The sequence below is a fragment of the Pseudomonas sp. PAMC 29040 genome (assembly GCF_003994535.1).
GTDB lineage: Bacteria > Pseudomonadota > Gammaproteobacteria > Pseudomonadales > Pseudomonadaceae > Aquipseudomonas > Aquipseudomonas paraversuta.
The window spans coordinates 62444-86185 of record NZ_RZAA01000016.1; the positions used below are offsets into that span (position 1 = coordinate 62444).

Annotated in this window: 18 protein-coding genes; 2 read left to right on the forward strand and 16 right to left on the reverse strand. The window is 58.0% G+C overall.

Annotated elements, in window-relative coordinates:
• Window positions 1-5: 5 nt before the first annotated feature.
• From WG29040_RS23015 to WG29040_RS23060, 10 genes are all read right to left on the reverse strand, one after another.
• Window positions 6-791 carry a DNA-binding domain-containing protein gene (locus WG29040_RS23015; RefSeq protein ID WP_127196938.1) on the reverse strand — a complete coding sequence of 262 codons (786 nt, stop codon included), beginning with the start codon at window positions 789-791 and terminating at the stop codon, window positions 6-8.
• Window positions 782-1627 (reverse strand): DUF692 domain-containing protein, encoded by an 846-nt coding sequence (locus tag WG29040_RS23020; RefSeq protein ID WP_127196939.1) that lies wholly within the window; start codon window positions 1625-1627, stop codon window positions 782-784. The genes WG29040_RS23015 and WG29040_RS23020 overlap by 10 nt, the downstream gene beginning before the upstream one ends.
• Window positions 1628-1692: 65 nt before the next feature.
• Window positions 1693-1944: a hypothetical protein gene (locus WG29040_RS23025; protein ID WP_003438056.1), complete on the reverse strand. Its 252-nt coding sequence runs from the start codon at window positions 1942-1944 to the stop codon at window positions 1693-1695.
• A gap of 110 nt (window positions 1945-2054) precedes the next feature.
• Window positions 2055-3968 carry a cation-translocating P-type ATPase gene (locus tag WG29040_RS23030; RefSeq protein ID WP_127196940.1) on the reverse strand — a complete coding sequence of 638 codons (1914 nt, stop codon included), beginning with the start codon at window positions 3966-3968 and terminating at the stop codon, window positions 2055-2057.
• Window positions 3965-5023 carry a protease modulator HflK gene (gene hflK / locus WG29040_RS23035; RefSeq protein WP_127196941.1) on the reverse strand — a complete coding sequence of 353 codons (1059 nt, stop codon included), beginning with the start codon at window positions 5021-5023 and terminating at the stop codon, window positions 3965-3967. Before hflK (WG29040_RS23035) ends, WG29040_RS23030 begins: the two co-directional genes overlap by 4 nt.
• A complete protein-coding gene (gene hflC, locus WG29040_RS23040; RefSeq protein WP_127196942.1) occupies window positions 5020-6045 on the reverse strand; it encodes a protease modulator HflC in 1026 nt (341 codons plus the stop codon). The genes hflK (WG29040_RS23035) and hflC overlap by 4 nt, the downstream gene beginning before the upstream one ends.
• Window positions 6046-6056: 11 nt before the next feature.
• Entirely contained in the window at window positions 6057-7994 is a 1938-nt protein-coding gene (gene hflK, locus WG29040_RS23045; protein ID WP_127196943.1) for a protease modulator HflK, read from the reverse strand.
• A gap of 104 nt (window positions 7995-8098) precedes the next feature.
• Window positions 8099-9433, reverse strand: a complete 1335-nt coding sequence (locus WG29040_RS23050) for a serine hydrolase (protein WP_127196944.1) — start codon at window positions 9431-9433, stop codon at window positions 8099-8101.
• A 162-nt stretch (window positions 9434-9595) separates the two neighbouring features.
• The gene (locus WG29040_RS23055; protein ID WP_003438040.1) at window positions 9596-10510 is read right to left on the reverse strand and encodes a LysR family transcriptional regulator; all 915 of its coding nucleotides are present in this window, start codon (window positions 10508-10510) and stop codon (window positions 9596-9598) included.
• 389 nt (window positions 10511-10899) lie between these two features.
• Entirely contained in the window at window positions 10900-11145 is a 246-nt protein-coding gene (locus tag WG29040_RS23060; protein ID WP_127196945.1) for a hypothetical protein, read from the reverse strand.
• A gap of 470 nt (window positions 11146-11615) precedes the next feature.
• On the opposite strand from WG29040_RS23060, the gene WG29040_RS24610 reads away from it, so the two are divergent.
• Together WG29040_RS24610 and murF are read left to right on the forward strand one after the other, a co-directional pair.
• Complete coding sequence (locus WG29040_RS24610; RefSeq protein WP_029612854.1) at window positions 11616-11816, forward strand: ribbon-helix-helix protein, CopG family; 201 nt, start codon at window positions 11616-11618, stop codon at window positions 11814-11816.
• Between the two features lie 209 nt (window positions 11817-12025).
• Complete coding sequence (murF, locus tag WG29040_RS23070) at window positions 12026-15160, forward strand: UDP-N-acetylmuramoyl-tripeptide--D-alanyl-D-alanine ligase (protein ID WP_127196946.1); 3135 nt, start codon at window positions 12026-12028, stop codon at window positions 15158-15160.
• A 58-nt stretch (window positions 15161-15218) separates the two neighbouring features.
• On the opposite strand, the gene WG29040_RS23075 is transcribed toward murF, so the two are convergent.
• From WG29040_RS23075 to WG29040_RS24455, 6 genes are all read right to left on the reverse strand, one after another.
• Complete coding sequence (locus WG29040_RS23075) at window positions 15219-16151, reverse strand: S9 family peptidase (protein ID WP_003438033.1); 933 nt, start codon at window positions 16149-16151, stop codon at window positions 15219-15221.
• 13 nt (window positions 16152-16164) lie between these two features.
• A complete protein-coding gene (locus WG29040_RS23080) occupies window positions 16165-17355 on the reverse strand; it encodes an HlyD family efflux transporter periplasmic adaptor subunit (protein ID WP_003438031.1) in 1191 nt (396 codons plus the stop codon).
• Window positions 17356-17449: 94 nt separating this feature from the next.
• Entirely contained in the window at window positions 17450-19633 is a 2184-nt protein-coding gene (locus tag WG29040_RS23085) for a type I secretion system permease/ATPase (protein ID WP_127196947.1), read from the reverse strand.
• Window positions 19630-21048, reverse strand: a complete 1419-nt coding sequence (locus tag WG29040_RS23090; protein WP_127196948.1) for a TolC family outer membrane protein — start codon at window positions 21046-21048, stop codon at window positions 19630-19632. The genes WG29040_RS23085 and WG29040_RS23090 overlap by 4 nt, the downstream gene beginning before the upstream one ends.
• 247 nt (window positions 21049-21295) lie before the next feature.
• Window positions 21296-23257, reverse strand: coding sequence for a BapA/Bap/LapF family large adhesin (locus WG29040_RS23095; protein WP_127196949.1), 1962 nt, complete (start codon window positions 23255-23257; stop codon window positions 21296-21298).
• A gap of 38 nt (window positions 23258-23295) precedes the next feature.
• Window positions 23296-23742, reverse strand: a 447-nt coding sequence (locus WG29040_RS24455; RefSeq protein ID WP_218565509.1) for a hypothetical protein, incomplete at its 5' end; no start/stop codon positions are given.

Genomic DNA, 23742 nt, shown 5'->3' on the forward strand with positions numbered 1-23742 from the left:
TGAAGCTAGAGCGTGCGACGGTTTAGAAACCCCAAGCTCAACCAATCCTTGAACCAGGTCACGGCCTGCAGTGCCGCCCCTTCTTCATGGGTGACTTCGAGTGCTGAGCACAGTTGGGCAAATGACCACCCGCGGTTCATGCCTTGCAAAGCACTGGCCTCTTCAACGCCGAGGCTGCGATATTGACAGACCTGCCCGGCGCGCCAGATCAGACACACTTCCATGGCTTCAATCCGCTCGCTGGGCACAAAAGATTCACCGGCTTTGTACGCCTGCCAGAGCATCAACGTGTTGAACCGGCACTCTACCCACTGCGCACTCGGGACCAGCTCAACCTGTAAATCGGGCCAGGCACTCGCGGGCAAAGCAGTCATCTCTTCACAGGTTAGAGGCTGCCGGGAGGGTGCATCGAAGGCCAGGGTGAAGGCCCATTCCAGAGTCGCCATTTCAACCAGAGGTGCTGCCTGTTGTTGATCCAGATACCCCGATAAAAACCCGGCGAAACCTGCACCGAACCAGCGCAGGCTGAAATGCGCAGAAGGACACTGCCGGATGTAAGCAACCGCCCATTGCTCGAACTCCGCGTCGCCAACCCAATACAACAGCGCCGGATAGTCGCCCCGCAGGGCTTCAAGCAATCGCCCGCGATAAGCATTGTGATAAATCGCCAGCCCGCCGGATACGTCCAGCGTCGGCCCCCCCTGCAAGCTGGTCACCCATGACGAAGGCGCCTCTACGGCATCACTCAGCAGGTAATTTTCAAACGCCAGTTGCCATTCATTCAGGCGCATAGCGATCTTCGCTCTACAACCTGTTGCCCCAATTGGCGAGCCTTGATCAGCTCGGCCATCAAGGTTTCAAAGGGCGGGTAATGGTCATCGCGCTCAATTAAAGTCGCAACCGGGCCCAGGCGCTCCAGGGTTTTTTGATACAGCGCCCAGACCGGGTCGCTTATGGGCTGATCATGGGTATCGATCACGTAGTCGCCATAATCACTGTGGCCGGCCAGATGCAACTGGCGGATTTTTTCAGCGGGCAAGCTGCTGATAAATTCCCTGGGATCAAAGCCATGGTTGCGCGCGCTGACATACACGTTGTTCACGTCCAGCAATAACTCGCAGCCGCTGAGTTGAGTCAGAGCGTCAAGAAATGCCCACTCGGTAAATTCATCAGCACTCGAACGCACGTAACTGGAGACATTTTCCAGGATCAACGGCCGGCCCAAAAAATCCTGAACCTGGCGTACTCGCCCGGCGATGTAATGCAGACTTTCTTCGGTATAGGGCAAAGGCAGCAAGTCATGGAGCTGATGCGCATTGCCCCGGCTCCAGCACAAATGATCTGAAATCCAGACCGGCTGCACCCGTTCGGCGAGCTTTTTGAGCTGGCGTAAATACTCGAAGTCCAACCCATGTGGGCCGCCGATCGATAGCGATACACCGTGCATGACCACAGGGTATTGCTCGGCAATCGCCTCGAGATAAAACAGCGCTTTGCCACCCTCGACCATATAGTTTTCGGAAATTATTTCGAACCAGTCCACCGCCGGCGACTGTTCAAGTATCGGTTGATAGTACTCACTGCGTAATCCGAGGCCGTAGCCCGGGCGGGGAAGGTTTTTTTGCATCACGGCATTCTCGCTGAAGTACCCGCAGCAACCATCAGTACTGCCGCGGGCACATGGCTGTTGGATTATTTTCCGACCGTGCCACCTGCTTCCATACACGCTGATTGAGTCATGGCCTTGAAGCCCTGGCCTTTGCAGGCACCCTGCCCCTTGCAGGCATTGTCGGCGGTTTTACAATCGTTCATGCCTTTGCACGAGGTCACACCATAGCAATGCACTTGCGCATCGGCGGCTGACACTTGAGTGGCAACACCGGCAAACAGGGAGGCGGCGGCAAGAGCAAGAGCGGCACCCGCCGCTGCGGATTTGATAGTCATTTTTGTATCCTCGATGAGCGTCATGGTACGTCGGGCAAACACAATGTCAGCTGCGACGTACCACTAGAGATCCACCGGGCAAACTTGTTACAGCGGCCACCCGAAATATTTCAACGCTCATCGACCAATGCCTGCAAAGGCTCGTGGAACCTCAACAATCGCCCTGCATTGCCCAATACCAACAACGTACTGAGGTTATGCAACAGCGCGGCAATCATTGCCCCCGCCACGCCCAGCCAACCAAACGCGGCAGCGGCGACGATGGCCAGGGTCCAGCCCAGACCTATGACCACATTGACCTGCAGGGTGTGCCGGCATGCACGGCTCAACCGCACGCACGTGCCCAGGCGCCGTAAATCACTGCCAATCAGCACAATGTCGGATGAGGCCAGAGCGATGTCGGCGCCGCCCGCGCCCATGGCCACACCCACCACACCAGCCTTGAGTGCCAGTGAATCGTTGATGCCATCGCCCACCACCATCGGACGAAAGCCCCGCTCGATTTCACTCAACACCCGGGTCAATTTATCTTCAGGCAAAGCCTGGGCCTGAACCTCGCTGATGCCCACCACCCGGGCCAAATGCTCTGCGACACTCTGACGGTCACCGGTCAGCAACACCTGGCGCCCGAGCCCCAGCTCACGCAACTCGCTCAAGGCTTGCCGGGCCTCAGGCTTGACGCTGTCGGCGAGCAACAACCAGCCCAGAAATTCCCCGCCCAGGGACAGGCCGGCAATGGGTCCGTCGTGCCCGGGTACCGGGGTAGTGACGATGCCCAATTGCTTGAACAACTCGGGGCGCCCCAACGCAGCCTCACCCTGCCCGGTACTGGCGACAACGCCCAACCCCTGGCGCTCACGAACCTCGGTTAGCGCCAGCATCTGCTCGTGACTCACCAACCCGGCCAGCGCCCGGCTTACCGGATGACTGCTGGCCGCGCCCAAACTGGCGGCAAGTTGCAGCAGAGGCTGGTGCCCGGTCAGATCAGATTCAATGGTTTGCAGGCGCAAGGTGCCGTACGTCAGGGTGCCGGTCTTATCCACCACCAGCGACGTGAGGTCGGCCAGCTCTTCAAGAAACGCCGAGCTGCGGATCAATATCCCGTGGCGCGCCGCCACCGCAATCCCGGCAATGGCCGTCGCCGGTGCCGACAACACCAAAGCGCAGGGACACGCCGCGACCAGCACGGCGAGCATCGCTTGTGCATCGTTGGTGATAAACCATGTGACCGCCGCGATCATCAACACCAACACCATGTAGCCACCGGCATACCGCTCCAGCAACCGGGTGATGGGCGGTTTCGAGCGCTCGGCGTTTTGCATCAGAGCGATCACTTTGCCCAGGGTCGATTCATCGCCGGTTCGCGTGACCTCTACCCGTAACAACCCATCCAGGTTGATCGCCCCGCCAAAGATCGGCATCCCCGCGCTCACTTCCAGGGGTACTGACTCACCGGTAATCGAAGCGGTGTCCAGACTGGCCTGGCCCGACAGCACCACGCCATCGGCCGGGACCCGGTCACCGGCGCGCACTTCAACCTGATCGCCGCGCTTCAGACTGGCGTTGTCGACTTCCTGCAAACTGCCGTCTGCTTGAAATAAACGCGCCTGGCTGCGGGTTAATTTGCCCAGGGCGTGAATCGCTTCCTGGGAGCCGATGACACTGCGCTCTTCGAGTACGTGGCCAAAAATCATGATGATCGGCAGCAATGCCGCAGTCAGCAAATCGCCGGTGGCCCATGCACCGAGCATCGCCAGTGCAATCAGCTGATCGGTGATCCCGTGCAGGCTCGGATAGCGCAGGCTGTACCACGCCGAACGCATGACCGGCACCGCGACCAGCAGCGATGCAAACCCCAGCAGCAACTGACTGGTACCGACTTGCAGTGGCATGAACCAGCGCCAGACCAGGCCCAGCCCCAACAGACCCAGCGCCAGCATGGCCAGAGTGAGCTGGCGGGCGGCGCTGCGTTGTTCAGCGCTGGTCAGCATACCGACGGCGGGCTGTGTGGCAGAGGTACTCATTGTCCGGCTCCCTGAATAATCAGACGGGAATCATCTTTCGGGTCAACGCTGGTGACAGAACCCGCCTGCCCCAGAATGTTCGGCAAGCGCTCGCGGTACAGACGTAACAGCAAACCCGGATCACTCCCGGCCTGTTGCACCTTGGCCAGACTGGCAATGGCCGACGTGTCGGCCTGCGCCTTGGCCAAGCGCTCACTGGCTTGAGCCCGGGCTTGCTCGACGGTGCGGTCGGCTTGCTGGGTCGCGGCCTGGGAAAGTTTGGCGGCATCGTTGCGGGCATTGGCCACGGCCTTTTGCGCTTGTTGGCTGGCCGTCAGTACCGCGTTGAACGCATTCACCGCAGGGCCCGGCAAACTCGATTGCACATCAACCCGTACCACTTCCAGTCCCAGCCCCTGCCCGGTGGCACTCAATGCCGCGAGTTGCTGGTTGATGCCCTGGACCAAATCGCCGCGCAAACGCTCGCGTCTTTCTGCGGCCTGGCTGTCACTGCCGATCAGCTCAGGGCGCGCCACCAGAATAGTGTCCAGGTCCCGCGCCGCAGTAAGGGCTACCGCGCTGCGGGTCACCAATCGGTCCAGCGCCGGCAAAACGTGTTCGCCCTGCAGCACAAACCCATAGGGTTGGGTGACGTTGTAAAACACCCGCACATCCAGTTGCACCACCCCTGCGTCGCCGGTCAATAAATACCCGGAGCCAGCCAGGGCATCATTGATCGGTGTGGCAAACGAGGCCACGCGATCGGCCTGCAGCGCCACATCCGAGCGCAACAGGTTTTCGATGCGGCGCTCGCTCACCCGATCTGCCGCAGGCACGATGACCACTTGTTCGAAAGGCCTTGGCCAGGCCAGCAGCAGCCCGGCATTTTGAATCCGGTCCAGTGCGCCCATGCGTAACACCACCGCACGATTTTGCGGATCGATCTGGCGTACGTTGGAAACGCCCCAGGCGATGGCTGCAAACACAGTGACCGCGTACAGCCCCAGAAAAGCCAGGCGCCCGGCCTGCTGCCACGGGCTGCTGCGCCCCGGAATCTCATCAGGTGTCTGGCTCATGGCGTCGATCCAGCCTTGGGGTCCAGGGTCGGCGGGCCATCCACCAGCACCCGGAAGGGAGCGGCGTCGGTGCGCAAAATAATTTTTGTGCCCGGATTAACCATGGTTCCCAAGGTATCGAGCGAACGCAGCAAGTTGTACAGCTGCGGCGAGCTGGCATAAGCCCGGCCATAAATCTGCGCTGCTTCCACCCGCGACTGGGCCTCGATAGCGGCTGCTTTAACACTGGCATCCGCTTGCAGAATCCGCGCATCACGCTCGGCGGCGGAACGGATTTGCGCCGCTTCACGCTTGCCTGCCGCGGTACGTTCTGTGGCGATGGTTTCGCGCTCGGCGCGCATCCGGTCAACCGTAGCGGTGAGCGTGACCGAGGGCAGTGTCAACCGCTCGACACCTACCTGGAGCACGCGAACCCCGTAGGTACTGAGCAATTGCTGTTCGATCTGCTGGCGCAACTGCGCTTCAAAATCGGCGATTTTGACTTGGCTGGCATCCGTATTCACCAGGCTTGAGAGATCAAAACTGGCGGCGGTGGTTTCCAGCGCCGAGCCCACAAACGTACGGATTTGCCGGGCCGCTTCGTCTGGCTGATTCTGCACTGCACGCATAAAACGCTGCACGTTTTCGGTATCGGGCTGTACCTGCCAGGCCACATAGGCCTGAACGATAATCCGCAGACCATCCCGGGTGCCAACGTCCTGCAAGCCGCTGGAGGTAGTGCGCAGACGTAAATCCACCGGCACGCTGATTTCAAACGGAGCCGGCCAGCGCCAGCCTAGCCCGGGTTCGAGCAGCACCCGCGCCGGGTTGCCAAAGCGGGTGATTACCGTCGCTTCGCCGGATCGCACTTGCACCAGACTTGCCGCGGCTACGGCAAACAGCACCAGCAATGTCGCCCAACCCATGCGCCGCCACGGAAACGGGCCCGGTTCATGGCCCGCGCCATGATGATGGCCATGATGTGAACAGCCATGGTGATGGCCGCTGTGATCGTGTTGCTCGGGTGAATGTGACTGAGTCAAAAGAGGGCTCCTTACTGAACAGCTTTACGCGGCGCGACAGGATCGGCCGGCAGCGTGAAAGAACGCAGATCGAGGGTCGGCGTGCTGCTGCCCCCAAAGCGATGGTCGAGGATCAGCAATTTTGCGTTGTTCAGGCCCGTGCTCAACTGGCCCAGGTACTGCTCCAGGACAAAGGCGTGTCCGGCACGGGCATAGGCTTTTTGTTCAGCATCAAAACGCAGGTCGGCAGTCTGTGCCGTGGCATTCACTTCGTGGGCGCTGGCATGGGCCTGATCCAGAGCGGCGCTGGCAAGCATTTGCGCAACGTTGCTTTGCTCACTGGCCGCCCCGCGTTCGCGGGCAATCAGGGCCTGCGCGCTGATTTGCGCGGCCTGTACCCCGTGATAAGCGTTGGCGGCACCGGCAGGCGGATGGATTGCCTCAACCACGGTGGCGAGAATTTCCACCCCGCTGTCGAGGGTATCCAGATCCTTTTGCACTGCACGCCCGATGTCGGCGGCCAGTGCGATGCGTTGCTCGCCAAGCACGCCGTCCAGGGTGCGCGAGGCAAAGTCATGCACCAGAATTCGGCTGGCAGTACTGCGGATCAAGGTCGGCACATCGTCGCTGTGATAGGTGGCGGCAATCGCCGCCTGGTCGCTCAAACCAATGCGGTACACGAAACGCACGTCCATGTTGACGATCTGAAAGCCCTGTTTATCGTGGTTGTCGCTGGCAATGACCTGGGACTTGTCATTGACATGGGTGGCATCCCACAACCGGTTGGCCGTGACCGGCGGCGCCCCGTCTGCGGGAGTCAGTACTGGCTCGCCAGCCGATTCGGTAGCGGTGGCCAGTTCATGCACGACGCCGTTTTCCACCGCCAGCACCCGGCCCAGCGGCCAGGGCAAACCGGCGTGCAGGCCCGGTGCCAATACGGCCACCGGCTTGCCAAAGCGCTCATAGATCCCACGCCCCTGCAGGGGGATTTCATTCACGCCACTCAGCACCCAACCGACGACAACCACCAGGGCCAATACCGGTAAGAATGCTTTGCGCATGTAGGTGAACGCCCAGATCTGGCGCAGATCGATGCCAAACCGGTTGTGCAATTCATGCTGCAGGGCCAGCAATGGTTGCGGCGGCCAGCGCAGCATGCCGGCGATAAAACTTTGCGCAATCATGCGCGGCTCAAGCTTGTCACGCCGCGGACTGAACAATGCCGCCACTGCCCGCAACATCAGTTCAATCGCAACCGCCGCAGGCAACAGGCCGATCAATACCGCGAATCGCGCCGGCCACAGGGCCTCGGCGCTGCTGAACAGCAAACACAGCGCACTGAGCAAAAAGGTGATGATCGGTACCCGCACCAGCGGCGCCAAAGACCGGGCCTCAGGCCATTGTGCGGGTTTTTGTTGTGCCAGGTAGCGTTCCAGCACCAACAGGGCAAATGCCAATAGCACCGCACAACCTGCCGCGATACTGCCCCAAGTACCCAGGGCAACACCCGGCAATCCAAGGTTCCAGGTGTGTTGCACACTCCACCATGCCAACCCGCCGAGGCCTGCCAGCCACAGCGCAGGCGCACCGATATTGACTATCAAGCGGTACGACTCGCGGCTCAGGCCCTGGCAAAAGCGCTCGTAGGCACTCAACTCTTCGTCGGGTTGAGCCTCAATGGCCTCGGGTGGTACGGGGTGTAATGCGCTATTGCGCCAACTGGCGACCCAGAACGCGGATTGCGCACCTGCCGCCAGAACCAGCAACGCCGCCGCATTGTTGTTGAGCAATACCGGCCATAAAGACTCTGACGAAAACAGGCTGATAAAAAAAGCCACTGCCCACGCCATCAATGCCAAAGCCGCCAGTACGACCCCTAATTGAAAAAGCTGACGAGACTGAGCAGAGGCACTTTGAAAACGAGACAAAGACTCAAGACCGCCCTCCTCGGCATCTAAATCGACACGCATGGAAGCTCCATATTTTGAAATATCTAGTTACGATAAAACAAAATCAGTGAAACTTCTGTCGGCCGGAGGCGATCTTCATCTTTCTATAAAGACCGCTCGTAGCGTTACTCCGGGTGTGCGATCAACTGCTTGGCCAGGGCTTCAAATGCCGGAATGGTTACCGGATCGTTGGCCGCATTGCCGGCGATCGGATTGGAGGCATAACGTACGATCACCATCTCGGCTTTGGGATCGATATAGATCCGCTGGCCGTATACCCCACGCGCCATAAAGGCACCGTCCGGGTTATGGGTGACCCACCACATGTTGCGATAGCTGCCGCCCTTGAGCAGGTCATAACCGGCCTTGGCGAAGGCGGCTTTATCACCACCGGCACGGATATCATCGACCACGGCCTTGGGCACAATCTGCTGGCCCAGGTACTGGCCATCATTGCGGATCATCTCGCCAAACCGCGCCAGATCACGCAACCCGGTGTTCAACCCGCCGCCAGCAAATGGAGTACCGATGGAGTCGACGGTGAAGTAGGCATCCTGTTCAGCACCCAGGCGTTGCCAGATTCTTTCAGACATCAGTTGCGCAACGTTACGCCCTGTCACCCGGGCAATTACCCAGCCCAGGACATCGGTATTGACGGTTTTATAAGCAAAGGCCTGGCCGTGTTCGCCCAGCGGTTTGACGGTCAGCAAAAACTCCATATACGTGCGCGGGCCGGTGTAGTCCTTGGGTTTTGGCAGTGGGCTGCCCGCTGCCGAGTGTTGCCAGACTTCAGCATTCGGGTCGGCATAGTCTTCGCTGTATTTAAGCCCGGTGGTCATGTCCAGCACCTGGCGCAGGGTGGCGTTGCCAAAAGCAGATGTGGCCAGTTCCGGAACATAGTCCGCGACTTTTTTATTGGCATCCAGAGTGCCATCGGCCACCAGCATGGCACCCATGGTCCCGACCACCGATTTGGTGACCGACATGGCGCCGTGCTGACCCTCGGGGTTGAGCACACCGAAGTAACGCTCGTAGACCACTTGCCCGCGATGCAGTACCACGATGCCATCGGTGTAATTGGCCGCCAGGGACTGTTCCCAGGTCATTGGCTGTTGGCTGCCCAGGGGCACAAAGGTCAGCTTGTCGATATCACTGCGCAACGCCCGCGCCAGCGGCACCGGTGCTCCCAGGCCACGGGATACATTGGTGGTAGGCATCAGTTGGCGGAAGTTGGAAACGCTCCAGCGCATTGCCGGAAAATTGAAATAACTGCCATCGGCAAAACGCACGATACGATCGGCCGGTGGTGGCGCGCCGACCATCCAGCCCATGGTCTTGGGATCACTGGCGGCGGCATCGGGGTAAGTGGTTTTGTCGGCTGCGCAGGCTATGGAAGCTGCCAGGCACGAGAGTAAAAAAACCGCACCGGTGCGGGTGGGATTCAGAAGATGCTTAAACATGCATACGCCTCAGTAAAGGAACGAGACTCGGGCCAACAACAGAACTGAATGTTCCTTTTCAATTCCTGGCCGCGCATCACCTTGCGGCATGCCGGCTACTTTGCATAGCTTGAATCTGATCCGGGAGCCGGCAGCTACAGGTCCTGGGTCGGCATGGGCGATTTATATTTTTATTTCCCCGATCAGAGCTTCCAGTTGGTGAAAGTCGCTATGGATATTTCTTTTTTTGCGCCAGATCATATCCAGCGTAAAGGTCGGAAAACCTGCAGGGGGGTTAAGAATTTTTATCTGCGGCGGTATGGGCAACGTCGGCAATATTTTTTTCGGAATCGCGATCAGTGACGGAACCGACAATAAAATATTGACCCCGGCGTGGTAGGAATTGGCGCGGGTAACTATTTTTCTGCTGCGTGCCTGCTTGCCCAGCCAATCATCCACCATGTTTTTTTCCGATAACCATGGCGTTGGAAATACCTGGGGTGTTTCACAGAATTCATCAATATTCAGTGTCGTTTTCGGCTGATGCTTTTGCACACTGGATAAGCACACAAAAGAATCTTCACTGATGCTTCGATAGTCCAAAAGCGGATGACGCTGGTGATAGCCCGCGCCGAAACCGAAACATACATCGGTCTCCCCTTCCAGTACCCCATTGATCGGTAAATCTTCACCCAGGCGGCTCACACCCAATGACCAGTTACGCCCTGCCGAACGGACTGACTGCAAGAGCGCGGGCAGCATCAATATTTCGAAATACTCGGGGGCAGTGATGTTCCACTGCCGGGTCGCCGATGTCTGGGCAACCCCCTCTTTGGCGCACTGGTTAATGCACTGGACAATATTTTGCAGGTAAGGCTGCATAGCCAATACCCGCGCGGTGGGCTGCATGGCGCCTTCGCAGCTTTCAAATAATTTGTCGTCGAAACAATTGCGCAGTTTTTTCAGGCTGTAACTGATGCTCGACTGACTCAAGTTGAGTATTTCCGAGACCCGCTTGGCGCTGCGGTTTTCAATCAGCAACAAAACAATCGAAATGTCCTGCATATCCAATTGCTTCAGTGCGTTGGTATAAAGCATGTCGACTCCCTGACGGTGTAATCCTCGTGCCAAAAACAACTCAACCCGTATTGCCGGTCAAGTGGGCTATACCAATTATTACACAATAAAGTGCCGGATCGCTTGTGGCGTGCAACTGCCGGCGGTGAAAGAAATCAACCTGATTGATGCCTGCCTTTGTTGCCCGAATAAAAGACAGTCGCGATAATTCATATATTTCTTTTTCCGGCATCTGCGATCACCCGGAGAAACGTGAGTTCTAGAGATGCACATAATAGAGCTGTTCCTCCAAGCCTTTAAGCTGGCAAGTTTATAATAAACTTCAGCCCCCCTATAACTACTCATTAGAGCGGGCCGAGCATGATGGCAAGGCAACTATTAGCAGGCGCCATATACAAATATTGTTCAAGTTATTGATCGATACCCTCGCCCCCGAAGAGCCCTGTACTTTGAAAACTATTTGCGGGCTCTTGAAGCAGGTCTTCGTTTTTAGTTGTGGCTTCAATCGATCGATCCAGATAACTGGCGCCTGTGCCAAGAGGATGAGTGTTGTCAATAAAGTAACGACCGCGTGTTCCTGTATCACGAAGGCCAGAATAATTGATGCGGGATTCCTGGCCCAAAACAACTGTCTCCAGCGGCGGCTGGATATCCATGCAGGCACTGTCTTCGCGATCGATGCGAACAGCCCCGGGCGCGGGCATGGAGCCATGGCGACAATCTTCTGGAGCACTTGCCAGCCGTCGGATGACGCAGGCAGAACCCGTGCTGCAACGGGTGAAGGTGCAGACTGGTTTGCAGTTGCTCAGGTTTTCGCTTCCCGGCGGCCTTGGCAAGGAACGGCACGACCGGATCCGCCTCGACGAGGAACCGTTCGCCACCCCGGGTTAGTGCGGGCTGGCGTATTCGATGACAGAAAAGCGTCATCCGGAGCATGGCTGGCCGGGAGGGTGAGGCCAGGATTCAGCACAGCTCAGGACTTGTTTTTGAAAATCCTTAAGTGGAAAGTTTTCATTTGATCAATTAAAGTAACTCACAAGTTTTAAAAAGCGTTTTTACCTCATCGTTAATCAGGATGATGAAAGCCAACCCCGAGACTGCAGCGGTGGGACTTGAAGGATCTAACATGAACAAGAAATCTACGCGGCTAACCATATTGATTGATACTCCAACCAAGGAAAAACTGGAGGCCCTCTCTGAGATGGCTGATCTCACGGTCTCGCAGATCCTTAGAAAGCTAATCAAGAATCATCTGAATACTCTCGAGGTGCCCAATAACCTGCCACCTGGAGAGTCAAGCAACGTAAGCTCACATATAATCAATTAGTATTAAGTCTTTGACTAATCCTAAAGTATTATGTTGCTGCCTCATCTATAACTAAATGATTAATAGTGGATGCTGGACGCGGGTTATATGATGCCCGACCTGTGTGATTTTATAGTCCGCCTGCCCGCTAGAGCGCTGTCCTGCAGGACAAAATAACTTTATTTCAGTCAGCACTCTGTCGTCATCTGACGTTGATAATGGATTTGATTATGTCTTTGATACAGCAACTCCAGGCCTGTCATGCATTGTTAAGCGAATCCACTGCAGACCTCGGTGACCGCAGCGCTGCAGCCGAGCCTTGTACATTATTTTTTTCTATCAGTGACGGTACACAGCGGGCCCGGGTATTCCACGTCAGCGCCGACACGTTTGAAAATGCGTGGAGCGCCGGCCTGCTGAACCTTGCACAGCAGCCGCAGGAGCACCAGTGGTTAAGGGTTGAACGCGCCGTCAACATCATGCCGCTGTCGTGGGCTCAATTTCAGGAACGCCTCAAGCGCCACAAACGTAACTACTTCAGATACGGCATGGCCTTCGACCCAGCCCTGGTCACCGCCATCACCGAACAGGAAATCAACGCCAACGCCATTCTTTACGGTGGCCCCAACGTTCCTCTTGCCTCGTTCAACATAAACAATTATCTGATTTATGCGAAAAGACGCTTTAGCCATTCAGTCGCTCAAGTCGCGGCCATGCAAGCACAGTCGGACTCTCAAACCCCGGTTTACCTGTTCCAGACTCAAGCTGTGTTTTGTGCCGAAGACGGCAAAGCCCATGCGCTGAGCAGCAGCGGGCCAGATGTCGGCCGACGACGCCTCAGCGGGTTACTGAGCGCGGCCGAAATCAAGGACAAGGTAACGACAGCCTCGGATTTTCTCGGCCGTCAGGTCAAGGACAGCGGGCAGTTCATCTATGGCCAGTTCCCGTGCTTCGATCGTACGATCCAGAACTACAACACGCTGCGACACGCCAGCACCACCTATTCGATGATCGAGGCCTGGGAGCTGACCGCAGATGATGCGCTTGAAGCATCAATACGTCGCTCCCTTGGCTATCTCACCGAACAGCTGATCAAGCACTACACCTTGCCCGATGGCAGCGCGGCAGCGTTCCTGGTGGATGAGGGAGATGAGATCAAACTGGGCGGCAATGCGGTCTGCCTGCTGGCGCTGGTCAAGTTCAGCGAGGTCACCGGCACCCGCGACTATCTGCCGCTACTGACAGCCCTGGCCAATGGCATCAGCTGGATGCAAGACCCCTTCACGGGCGGCTTCAATCATGTCTTGCATGCCAAGGATCTGAGCGTCAAAGCCCCGTTCCGGATCATCTATTACGACGGTGAAGCCGCATTCGGGCTGATGCGTCTTTATGGCTTGAGCGGTGACGAGCGCTGGCTGAATGTGGTGGAAAAAGCCTTCGATTATTTCATTGCCAAAGAACACTGGCGCGAGCATGACCATTGGTTGAGCTACTGCGTCAATGAGCTGACGCGCCACCGTCCGGAAGAAAAGTATTTCCGTTTCGGCTTGAACAACGTGACGGACTATCTGGACTTTGTCCTGTTGCGCATCACCACCTTCCCGACCTTGCTTGAGCTCATGATGGCCGCCCAGCAGATGCTGCAGCGAATCAGCCAGGAACCGTCGCTGCGCCATCTGCTCAACGAAGTCGATCTGGACAAGTTCTATCGCGCGCTGCACTACCGCGCCGGCCATTTACTGAATGGGTATTTCTGGCCGGAAACTGCCATGTTCTTTCGCAATCCTGAGCGCATCGTCGGCTCGTTTTTCATCCGCCACCACGCGTTCCGGGTGCGCATCGATGATGTGGAGCACTACCTCTCCGGGTTCATTGCGTACCACCGCTACCTGCTTGATGGTGCACCACAAGTCCAGTACGAGCTGCCGGTGGCCAATGGCTGGCGCTGGGATGCAGAAAGTGTTGCACAAGCCACTGGCGGCTCCTGGGCAATAGCTCCCGAGGCCGGTTGGCAAGCAACAGGCCTGGCTCCATCCATGGCTTACTTCAAACCGCATCGCATGCTGAACCGCCCTGAAAGCAAGATCGGGATCAATGAAGCACGACTGGCGCGTCTCTGGGCCAAAGCTGACATAGCACAACGCCCGTCAGCTTTCATTTGTTCCGACCCGACACCCTACCTGAACGCCGGATTACCTGTGCTGCAAGTCCCGGACACGGCTGACGCCATGCTGCAACTGGGGCGCTACGCCCGGCAGGCATTTACAGGCCAGGTATTCGGGGTCACGGGCAGTGCCGGCAAAACCACCGTGGTCGCCATGCTTACCCATGCCTTGCAAACACTGGGTACCGTGGCGCAAACCGACGGCAATGCCAACCTGCCCCATGGCATCGCCTGGAACATGGCCTGCATGACCGACCCGGCTCAATTCTGGGTGCTGGAAATGGCCGTGGGCAGGATGCCGATCAATTCGGATCTGGTTCGGCCTCACGTCGCCGTCGTCACCAGCCTGTCGCCTGCGCACCTGGAATACCACGGCACCCTGGAGAACCTGGCGCGCAAGAAAAGTGCGATTTTCAGATCCATGGCGCCGGGCAGCCACGCTGTGCTGAACCGCGATATGCCTTATTTCCAGGTATTCGCTCAAGCAGCCGAGCGGGCGCAATTGACGGTGCTCAGCTATGGCGAACACCCACACGCCGATCTACGGATGATCGAGTGCAAGAGCATGCCGTCACACTTTCAGATCACTGCCAGCCTGCAGGGGACGACGGTACGCTTCAACCTTCGCGCACGCGGTCGGCACATGGTGCTTAATGCCCTGTCGGTACTGGCGTCACTGGTAGCCGCGGGCCTGCCGACAGCCGAAGCACTGAGTGCCCTGGAGACATTCGAGGCCGTTTCCGGTCGTGGCAATACACTGCAAATCCCCTGCGCAGACGGTGATTACCATCTGATTAACGATGCCTACAATGCCAACCCTGGCTCCATGGTGGCCTCGTTGAAGATGCTCGCCGAATTACCCGTCCCGGCCAATCAGCGGGTTGCGGTTCTGGGGGATATGCTTGAGCTCGGCCCGGATACGTCGCGCTATCACCTTGAACTGGCGGAATATCTTGTCGCCGCCTCTCCTCGACACACCGTGCTTTGCGGGCCGCAGATGCATGCGCTTTACATGCACTTGCGCGACCAGTCGAGTGTTGTGTGGTTTGAGGACATCAAGGCGCTGCAGGTCAAACTGCCAGAGCAGGCTGCGCATTGGTTTCGTGCAGGGGACTGGGTGCTGGTAAAAAGCTCGGGCGGTACCGGCCTCTCGGAACTGGTCGAATCGCTCACGCGCACCGGGCAGTCTGCAACGGCCTGACTGGCAGGGCCCGCGAGCGCGGCGCTCGACATTCAATTGCTGGCGATGAAGGGCGTTTTCACTGTGTGAACGCAGCGTTCCTGGAAGCATCGCCAGCAAGCCCGCTTCTGGCACAGGCGGAAGCAGTCTTGAGGGCAATGTCGTTGCGCAGTTGATGGTTAGCCGGCGCAATGGCCGGTGCCTCGATCAACCGTGCCGTGTGCCCGGCATCTTTTAGCGCCTGGTAAAACTTTTTCTGCAACTCAAAAGGTGCAACCTGATCGCCGGGATTGCCGATCACATACAGCGGCCGGGCAGCCACCCTGGAAATGCCGCTGATATGCTCCAGGGGATCGTAGGGGTTGAACAAACCATTGGTGTCGCGCCCGTCACGGGCAGGCAGGCCTTTGGTTTGACGAATCATGCGGGCCCGCTCGAGCAAGCCGAAAGCGCCCGACGTCATGACCGCGCATTTCACGTCCGTACGCCCCAGTGTCAACAGAGATGCAACCACCGTTGCCCCCCCGCTGTGCCCCAGCAACACAAACTGCCCGATGCCATAACGCTTGCGCAATTGGTCGAGCGCAACCGCCAATGCCTGAAACTCACTGGCCTGACGCCGCTGCCCGTGGTTACCGCTGGAGCCGTAGGTGCCCGGACGCGCCACTATCACCACCGGCACGCCGGCTCGCCGGGTCAGCGTGGCGGCCTGCTTGTCTTTGGCCGTGAGGGTGTTGCCCGCTATGGCTTCGGGTGGGCGGTGCATTTCGATGTTCCGGTCACCATGAAACATTACGATCACTACCGGGGCATGCTCTAGCGGCGAAGAACTGAAGTAGCGGATACAGGCCTTGCCGCTGGCAAACTCGACCCACAAAGCCGAGTCCGGGTCGACACAGGACGCCTGGTTGGCCGCAGTGTTCCACAGCAACGGGACGTCATCCGTGCCCAGCGCCCATGCCGGCGAGCAGGCCAGAACTGCCAGGCAAAGCAGTAACCGCGAAACAACCATCGCCCACCTCCGACTAGCGTTCGCGCAATGCTTCACGCGCACGGTTCATGGGTTTGATCAAATAATCGAGCACGGTTTTACGGCCCGTCTTGATGTCTGCCGCGGCAATCATTCCCGGTACGATGGCAAACGCCTTGCCGGCCTTGTTGTGAAGTTCATTGTCATTGGTGCGGATAAACACGCGATAGTAGAAGACCTCGGGTTTGACTTCGTCCTGAATGGTATCGGGTGAAATGGTGACCACCTTCCCGTCCATGCTGCCGTAGATGGAGTAGTCATAGGCTGTGATCTTGACCTTGGCATCCTGGTCCGGGTGGATGAACGCGATGTCCCGGGGTGAGATACGGGCTTCGATCAACAACTGGTCATCCATGGGTACGATCTGCATCAACCGGCCATTGGGCGGGATGATGCCGCCGATGGTGGTGACTTCAATGCCTTTCACAATTCCGCGCACCGGTGAGCGCAAGGTTAACCGGGTGACCGAATCGGAGCGGCCCTTGAGTACCGAAGCCAGGGTTTGTACATCGGAGTTGGCCTTGGCCAGTTCTTCGCCGGCGCGCACCATGTATTCGGAACGCGACTGGGTAAGCTTGAGCTCAAGCTCGGACTTCTGGCGTTTCAGGCGCAAGACCTCAACGTTACTCGCCGCACCGACCCGGGCCAGGTTCTCGGTGATTTCCAGTTCACTGCGCACCAGCCCCAGAGAGGCGCGTACTCCGGCCTGAGACTCTTCAAGCCCCTTGCGTCGGGTCTTGTAAAGATCTGTTTCGGCTGCAATCAGCGCCGGATAACCCTTGAGTTCCTCGTCAAACGTCAGGGTTGTGCCGCTCACTTCCGCCTGCAACCGCGCCACACTGGCTAGGGATGAACGGTACTTGGCCGCACTCTCACCCAGGTTGGACTCGGTTTTGGTAGGGTCGAGCCTGGCGAGCACTTCTCCCTGCTTGACGATGTCACCTTCGGCGACATTCAGCTCGGTAACGATACCGCCCTCCAGCGACTGAATAACCTGCTCGCGAGACGACGGGATGACCTTGCCAGTGCCTGTCGACACCTCATCTATTTCAAACAAATAAGCCCACGTACCAAACGCCAGCAGCATCAAGGCAACGCACCAGACAATACGTGTAGAGCGCACGACGACTGCGTCATCGAGGCCATCATCGGACTGACTACCGGTACCTCGGGAAGCCCCCGCCATCGGAGTGCCTCCCTGGTGCTGCGAACCCGAAGCACTCGTTTTATTGGACATCTGAACTATCCTTTCGCGCAGTCAATTGCATGGGGCAGCTGGCTCACTGCGGCTGACTCTTGGGTTTTGAAAGTTGGGCAATCGCGTTGTCCTTGGTGTCATCGATCACCACCATGCCGTTGTCGACGACGATGATGCGGTCCACCAGACTCAGTACATTCATACGGTGTGTCGCGATAATCAGCGTGCGCTGCGCGCCCCACTGCGCCAGGCTCTGAATCAGCTTGCGCTCGCTGGCATCGTCCAGTGCAGCAGTAGGCTCATCCAGCAGCACGATCTGCGGCTGGCGAATAATCAGTCGCGACAGCAGCAACGACTGGCGCTGGCCACCGGACAGGCCAAGCCCCCCCTCCAGAATCATATGGTCCATGCCCAACGCAAACTTACCGATAAACTCCAGTGCGCCCGTCAGCGCCAGCGCTTCGAGGATTTCCTTGTCGCCTGCGTGCGGGGCACCCATCGTCAGGTTTTCGCGCAAGGTGCCGTGAAACAGTCTCGAGTTCTGGGTCAACAGGCCCACGTCGCGGCGTATATCGGCCGGGTCGATATGGCTGAGTCCCACACCATCCAGCGTCAGGGAACCTGCGCTGAGGTCGATCATGCCAGCCATCGCCTGCAGCAGCGTTGACTTGCCGGCACCGTTTCGTCCAAGCACTGCGATCCGTTCACCCGGAGCAATCTTCAATGCCTTGACCGTCAAGGCCGGCATGGGTGCCTCTTCGGAATATTTGAACACTGCCTGTTTGAATTCATAAGCGCCACGCACCACGGGCAGGTGTACACGTTTGCTGCCTTCGGCCTGATCGATCGGCAATTTCATGATCCGATGCAAACCCTGCAGGGCCACTTTGGCCTGTTGCCAGCGCGTCATCACCAGAGTGATCTGAGACAAGGGTCCCATCATTCGCGAAGCCAGAATTGACGAGGCCACCAGGCTACCAGTGGTCATATCCCCCAGCATCACCATCGGTGCACCGATGACTACCACCACCGCGAAAACGCCCCCTTGCACGCACTGGGTCCAGGTCATCAGGCCGTTGGTGAGCATCCGCGAACGAAGGCTGGCCTCGGCAGCAGTGGCGTTGTAATGGTTCCATTGCTGCTGAAAACGCGGTTCGGCCTGCAGCATCTTGATGTCGTCCAGGCCTTGCACGGTCTCCACCAGCATGGCGCTGCGCAGCGCGCTCTCACGCATGGACTGGTTAGCCAGCACTGCCAGTTTTTTCTGCGCCAGCAGGCCCGGGATCACCATAAACAACACGGCCCCCAGCGGTACTGCCACCAAAGGTCCGGCAATAAACCAGTAGATCACCACAAACATCAGAAAAAACGGCAGGTCAGCCAAAGCGCTGGCAGTGCTGGAGGTAATCAGCTCACGTAGCTGCTCCAGCTCGCGCAACTGCGAAATAAACGAGCCGGTCGATTTCGGCCGGGCGCTGTTGCGCAGGCGAATGGCATGCCCGAATACCAGATCAGACACCCGTATGTCCGCACGCTTGCCCAACAGGTCGGTGATGCGCACACGCATGACCCGCAGCACAAAATCGAAAAACAACGCCAGCATCACCCCACCGAACAGCACGTAGAGGGTCGGCATCGATTCGGCCGGAATTACCCGGTCGTATACCTGCATCGAAAACAGCACACCGGCAAGGCCCAGGACGTTCGCCGCCAGGGAAGCCAACATGACATGGCCATAGGGACGCATGTCGCGCAAGACGATGTTTTTGAACCAGCTCTTGTCGTAGGGTTTTTCGTAATCATCAACCCGCGAATCCCTGGCCGTCTGGCTGGGCCGCAGAATCAGCGCCTTGCGCGCAGACGCAAGTATCTGGGCACGGCTGATGCGGCTTTGCAGGCCTTGGTCGCCACTGTAGACAATGCCCAGTTCATCGTCGTCGTTGAGGGCCTGCAGCACGCCGATCTGGCCATCGTCAAACTGCAGCACCAGCGGCAGTCGCCTGTTCACCAGCAAATCCTGGCTAAAGTCGACGATCTTCAGGCTCATGCCGGCCTGTCGCGCCATCTGACGCAGTACTTCGTCGACATCTGCGTCCTTGCTCCACTGGGTGGCAATACGCACATTCTGAGCCGAGTAATCCAGGCGATGATGCCGGGCAACAAGTAATATCGCCTCCAGCCAGCCTTCGTAACTGAGTGCGCGAACATCTTCCAGAGTCTGGGGTTCGGTGGCGTTCGGGGTTTCAAGGTTCACTGCGTCATTCATGGTTGAATCTCCACGCCTTGGATCGTGCTGCTATCCAGATTGAACGCCGTACGCAATCCACTGCTGTTATAGAGGCAATCGATTTCCAGGCGGTGCAGATCGGCGGTGGTGTTGGCCCGATCCATGGCGGCCTGGTGGATTTCCTGCTCGGCGTTCAACAAATCGAGTAGCGGCCGCGTACCCAGCTCAAGGTATTGCTGGCGATACAAATCGCGGGTTTCAGAAATGCTGCGTTCACGAAAATCCAGGGTAGTCAGCCGCTGTTCGAGGCTCGACGTTTGATCCTTGGCCTCCAGCAGGCCCTGGCGCACGGCCAGCCGAGCGGCATCATTGGCAGCCTGGGCAGTGCGCAGAGCCTGTCCGGCAGCCGATTTTCGGGCGTTGATGGCTCCCCCCTGATACAGCGGCATTTCAACGTTGAGATAAATACCGTAGCGCGTGCGGTCGCGACCGCCGAGGGTGCCATCGTCATTGTTACTGTCCAGGTATTGGGTAGCCGACGGGTCCAGCGAAACGGTCGGCAACCCTTCGGCCTTGGCCAGGGCAATTTGCGCCAAGGCATCCACCTGTTGAGCCTGGGCGATCAACAGCGAAGGCGTCATCACTTCATCAGCATTGACCCCCTGGCAGGATTGGCTCAATGAAGGCGGTACACCGTTAGAAACACTGACCGATGTTTGTGACCCGAGCAAAGAACTCAGGGTGCTGCGCCACCGGTTATAGAGCGCCGTGTATTGCAGCTGAGTGGCTACGGCCGCCTCAACCCGCGAGCGCGCCTGGATCAAGTCAGAACGGGTGCTGGCCCCCATATCGCTACGCTTTTGCGCCAGATCGGCGATGGCTGTCAGGCCCTTTACCTGCGCCTTGGAAATAACCAGCAACGCCTGATAACGCTGCAACTCGATCACGGCAAAGGCGGTATCGCGCGCCACCTGGTCAATGGCCAACAAAACTGACGCCTGCCGACCACTGAGTTTGGCCTCGGCGCTGTTCACCGCACTGTCCACCTTGCCGAAGTCATACAGCATCTGCGACAGCGACAAGGTAAAGGCCTGGCTTTGACCGTTACCGGTCAGCCCCGAGTCATACCCGGAGTTGAGTCCCGCCCGAATCTGCGGGTAGTAGCCAGCACGAGCCACGGTGACGTAGTCGTTTTGCTGGTAAAGCTGACCGATCGACTCCGAGATGGCGGGATGCCATGCCACGGCCAGTTGAACCGCGCGCGGTAGATCGAGGTTGTCGGGGACTGCATTTCGGGGAGCTGCGGGTTGGCTCGCGCCGAACGAATCGCCCGGTAAATTCTTGCCCACATCTTTTGGGCTGATGATGTTAATGCTTTCAGGTTCATAGTCACGTGTCAGCGCTACGGCCTGTTCTATCGTCAATGGCTGAACGGCAATAGCCAACAAAGCCATATAAAGGAACCCGAACCGATCCTTAGGTTTCAAGTAATACTCCAACTTGGCTTGTGATCAAAAAGAGAAACACTTACACGCCATGCAGATGTTTGAACTTCAGTGACATTCACAGCGTTACTCGAATTCGGTATGCAACGCCCGGGCGGGGCAAAGTGCCCCGCCGGGATCGTTACAGTTGTGAGTTGAAAGGATGAAGGGAAAACGCCAGGCCTTGCGGCCTGACGCTCCCCCGCCGACAACGTGGTTAAACCACGTTGATACCGCTTTGCACCCAAAGTTGATGGGTCTCATCTTCCTGGCTGGTGTACACCACGTACTCCTGCCCGTTCTCCAGTTGCGTACTGCCCACTGTCCAGTTACCCGTCAGCTGAACGCTGTCTTCATCGTCACCCTGGATAAACAATCTATCCGTGCCGGTTGACGTCAGTGCTACCAGATCTTCAAGACTCACCGTCAGATCAACAGCACTGAAATCGTTCAGGTCAATGCTCTCGACATTGCTGGCGTTACCGATCAGCAAGTGCAAGTTGATCGACGCATCGCCACCCTCCCAAACCTGGGTATCGGAACCGTCTGCTTCATGTACCGCAACAAAGCCGGTGTCATGAGTGGCAATCGGATCAGTACCGTCGGCAACTTCAGTGAGCTTAGCCTGTGACGAATCATCCACAACCGAGGCTGCTGCAAAACCTGGAGAATCAGTGCCAGGGTTGCCCGGATTAGCATCGTCCCAGACCAGGCCGCTGCCTGGAGAGTCAATACGGATATACAGAGTGGCAGTGTCCATCTGGCCACTTGGTGTGGTGAGTTGGTAACTGAAGCTGTCGACTTGACCGATGTTTGTCGACGCTCCTCCCTCGGTCGGTTTGTAGCTGTAGTCTCCGTTGCCCTGAATTGTCAGCGTGCCAAAGTCACCCTGCACCACCGTACCGATTTGACCCGGTACTACGTAGGCCCCGTCGACCAGCACACTCAGTACAGTCAGCGAAGAACCTTGGCTGTCTGCAACAGAGTGATCACCAGCTGCCAGAACATTGCCTGTTACGGCAATTGTCGGTCCTGTGATCTCCACGCCCGTATGGGTGGCCAGCGTCTGCACAACACTTACAGCGGTCCCCACCAGTACCTTGGCCGTCGACGAAGACAACCGATAATCACCTGCACCCAGGGTGAAGGTATGTGTCGCATCGGTTGTGCTTTGACCAGGCTCGTTAACCCAGGTCGTACCATTGAATTTCTGCAGGACAATGGTGGTCGTGGCAGACGATCCAGTGCGATTGACAAACAGCTCCGCCGTCATTCCAGCCTCGACCGTCACGGTCTGCCCGAAATGCTCGGTGACAGTGCCGCCTATACCGGGCCCTGTGTAGTTGGTTGCCGTAGAAGGACTGTTAATCACCTGGAGAACCAGATCAACCTGCGCCGTGTCGATGTCATCGGTCGCCAGCAACTCCCCAGTACCCGGGGCCGTTGGATTGGCAGGATCCCAGACCACCGTGCTGTCAGTACTGTCGGTCCGCACGTACAGCGTAGCCGTAGCCGTGCCGCCCGCCGGTGTCGTCAGTTGATACACGAAGGCATCCAGTTTCCCGATGTCCGCAGGGTTGCCATTTGAGGTGTAGGTGTAACTGCCGTCAGCGAAGATCGTCAGCGCACCGTACAACCCGGTCACTACTGTTCCTACAGCAGGATCGGCATTCACAGCCTCACCATTGACCGTATTAACCGTCGCATCTGCGCCAGTACCAGTAGAGTCCGGTATACCGGAGACTCCGTTATCGGTGATTACGTTGCCTTCGACTACACCACCCGTGGCTGTGAAATCGACCTGACTTTCATTGGTCACACTGACCACCGCGGACGCACCGGAGAGCACGGCCAACAGACTAGGGTTTATGTCCATGGTGAGACGGTACTGACCCGCCGCCAGGCCTTCGACCTTCGCCGTAGTAGAGGAACCTAACAGCCCTAGCAAATCGAGCAATCCTGCCCCGTTGCTACCTTCCTGGACTGGTTTCCAACCGCCGGCCCCGTCACTTACCTCAAGCCTGACGGTAACTCCACCGTTGAGCAGAGAAAGTACATCGGCCTGTTTGAATGTCAGGTTCAGCGTGCCCTCGGTGTCATTAGCCACCGTGAAAGTCTGAACCGCCGGAGGTGTGCCAACCGGGATACCAAGAATATCCGCCAGCCTCAGAACGCTCATATTCGCGAGACTGGTCTGAGTTGTGACCGGTGTAAGCGTCAGCTCTGCAGTGGCCACATCATCGTAGGCGTCCAGGTCAGCGTCGGCATCGGCATCCGCATCCGCATCCGCATCAGCATCCGCATCGGCGTCGGCATCCGCATCCGCATCGGCATCGGCATCGGCATCGGCATCGGCATCGGCGTCAGCATCCGCATCCGCATCCGCATCGGCATCGGCATCGGCATCGGCATCGGCATCAGCATCAGCATCCGCGTCGGCATCAGCGTCGGCATCCGCATCAGCGTCAGCGTCAGCGTCAGCGTCAGCGTCAGCGTCAGCGTCAGCATCCGCGTCGGCATCCGCATCCGCATCAGCATCCGCATCAGCATCAGCGTCGGCGTCGGCGTCGGCGTCGGCGTCGGCATCAGCATCAGCATCAGCATCAGCATCCGCGTCAGCATCCGCGTCAGCATCGGCATCGGCATCGGCATCGGCATCGGCAT

Excerpts from the sequence above, each read along its gene's own strand:
- WG29040_RS23020 (WP_127196939.1), bottom strand. The coding sequence starts at position 1,627 with ATGCAAAAAAACCTTCCCCGCCCGGGCTACGGCCTCGGATTACGCAGT.
- WG29040_RS23075 (WP_003438033.1), bottom strand. The coding sequence starts at position 16,151 with ATGGTTGTTTCGCGGTTACTGCTTTGCCTGGCAGTTCTGGCCTGCTCG.
- WG29040_RS23095 (WP_127196949.1), bottom strand. The coding sequence starts at position 23,257 with ATGAGCGTTCTGAGGCTGGCGGATATTCTTGGTATCCCGGTTGGCACA.
- WG29040_RS23015 (WP_127196938.1), bottom strand. The coding sequence starts at position 791 with ATGCGCCTGAATGAATGGCAACTGGCGTTTGAAAATTACCTGCTGAGT.
- murF (WP_127196946.1), top strand. The coding sequence starts at position 12,026 with ATGTCTTTGATACAGCAACTCCAGGCCTGTCATGCATTGTTAAGCGAA.
- WG29040_RS23055 (WP_003438040.1), bottom strand. The coding sequence starts at position 10,510 with ATGCTTTATACCAACGCACTGAAGCAATTGGATATGCAGGACATTTCG.
- WG29040_RS23090 (WP_127196948.1), bottom strand. The coding sequence starts at position 21,048 with ATGGCTTTGTTGGCTATTGCCGTTCAGCCATTGACGATAGAACAGGCC.
- WG29040_RS23085 (WP_127196947.1), bottom strand. The coding sequence starts at position 19,633 with ATGAATGACGCAGTGAACCTTGAAACCCCGAACGCCACCGAACCCCAG.
- hflK (WP_127196943.1), bottom strand. The coding sequence starts at position 7,994 with ATGCGTGTCGATTTAGATGCCGAGGAGGGCGGTCTTGAGTCTTTGTCT.
- WG29040_RS24610 (WP_029612854.1), top strand. The coding sequence starts at position 11,616 with ATGAACAAGAAATCTACGCGGCTAACCATATTGATTGATACTCCAACC.
- WG29040_RS23080 (WP_003438031.1), bottom strand. The coding sequence starts at position 17,355 with ATGGCGGGGGCTTCCCGAGGTACCGGTAGTCAGTCCGATGATGGCCTC.
- WG29040_RS23050 (WP_127196944.1), bottom strand. The coding sequence starts at position 9,433 with ATGTTTAAGCATCTTCTGAATCCCACCCGCACCGGTGCGGTTTTTTTA.
- WG29040_RS23060 (WP_127196945.1), bottom strand. The coding sequence starts at position 11,145 with ATGGATATCCAGCCGCCGCTGGAGACAGTTGTTTTGGGCCAGGAATCC.
- hflK (WP_127196941.1), bottom strand. The coding sequence starts at position 5,023 with ATGAGCCAGACACCTGATGAGATTCCGGGGCGCAGCAGCCCGTGGCAG.
- WG29040_RS23025 (WP_003438056.1), bottom strand. The coding sequence starts at position 1,944 with ATGACTATCAAATCCGCAGCGGCGGGTGCCGCTCTTGCTCTTGCCGCC.
- WG29040_RS23030 (WP_127196940.1), bottom strand. The coding sequence starts at position 3,968 with ATGAGTACCTCTGCCACACAGCCCGCCGTCGGTATGCTGACCAGCGCT.